Annotated in this window: 1 rRNA gene; it reads right to left on the bottom strand. The window is 56.4% G+C overall.

The window, feature by feature from the left end:
• Positions 1 to 1,557, bottom strand: a 23S ribosomal RNA gene (locus tag ACWDOP_RS38930); the annotation flags it as partial.
• Between the last annotated feature and the right edge of the window lie 45 nt (positions 1,558 to 1,602).

The following is a 1,602-nucleotide window of genomic DNA, read 5'->3' as shown; positions in this document are numbered from 1 at the left end:
AGCACAACTGATTCGCCATTGGGCGCGGATACACGGGTACGGGAATATCAACCCGTTGTCCATCGACTACGCCTGTCGGCCTCGCCTTAGGTCCCGACTCACCCTGGGCGGATTAACCTGGCCCAGGAACCCTTGGTCATTCGGCGGACGAGTTTCTCACTCGTCTTTCGCTACTCATGCCTGCATTCTCACTCGCATGGCCTCCACGGCTGGATCACTCCGCCGCTTCCCTGGCCACACGACGCTCCCCTACCCATCCCAGCTCCTGGCCCGAAGGCGGGATAATGCTGGAATGCCGCGGCTTCGGCGGTGTACTTGAGCCCCGCTACATTGTCGGCGCAGGATCACTTGACCAGTGAGCTATTACGCACTCTTTCAAGGGTGGCTGCTTCTAAGCCAACCTCCTGGTTGTCTTCGCGACCCCACATCCTTTTCCACTTAGTACACGCTTAGGGGCCTTAGCCGGCGATCTGGGCTGTTTCCCTCTCGACTACGAAGCTTATCCCCCGCAGTCTCACTGCCACGCTCTCACACACCGGCATTCGGAGTTTGGCTGACTTCGGTAAGCTTGTGGGCCCCCTAGGCCATCCAGTAGCTCTACCTCCGATGTGAAACACGTGACGCTGCACCTAAATGCATTTCGGGGAGAACCAGCTATCACGGAGTTTGATTGGCCTTTCACCCCTACCCACAGCTCATCCCCTCAGTTTTCAACCTAAGTGGGTTCGGGCCTCCACGACGTCTTACCGTCGCTTCACCCTGGCCATGGGTAGATCACTCCGCTTCGGGTCCATAGTGTGCGACTGAAGGGCGCCCTATTCGGACTCGCTTTCGCTACGGCTACCCCACACGGGTTAACCTCGCCACACACCGATGACTCGCAGGCTCATTCTTCAAAAGGCACGCCATCACCCCACGAACAAGTCGAAGGCTCTGACGGATTGTAAGCGCACGGTTTCAGGTACTATTTCACTCCCCTCCCGGGGTACTTTTCACCTTTCCCTCACGGTACTAGTCCGCTATCGGTCACCAGGTAGTATTCAGGCTTATCGGGTGGTCCCGACAGATTCACAGCAGATTTCACGGGCCCGCTGCTACTCGGGTGCCTACTACGAAAGAGAACACGTTTTCGTCTACGGGATTCTCACCCTCTACGACGGGCCGTCCCAGGCCACTTCGACTAACGCGATCTTTTCTGACTTTCGCTCAACTCGGCAGAATTGAGAAAGTAGGTCCCACAACCCCAAGAACGCAACGCCTGCCGGCTATCACACGCTCCTGGTTTAGCCTCTTCCGCTTTCGCTCGCCACTACTCACGGAATCACTGTTGTTTTCTCTTCCTGTGGGTACTGAGATGTTTCACTTCCCCACGTTCCCTCCACACGCCCTATATATTCAGGCGCGGGTAACACGACATAACTCGTGCTGGGTTTCCCCATTCGGAAATCCTCGGATCTCAGCTCGTTTGACAGCTCCCCGAGGCATATCGCAGCCTACTACGTCCTTCATCGGCTCCTGGTGCCAAGGCATCCACCGTACGCTCTTACACACTTACTAACAAAGATGCTCGCGTCCACTGTGCAGTTCTCAAACAACACACAA

The sequence above is a fragment of the Nocardia sp. NPDC003693 genome, from assembly GCF_053981095.1.
The sequence above is the reverse complement of the archived record's forward strand: the minus strand, read 5'-3'. Positions and strand labels throughout refer to the sequence as shown.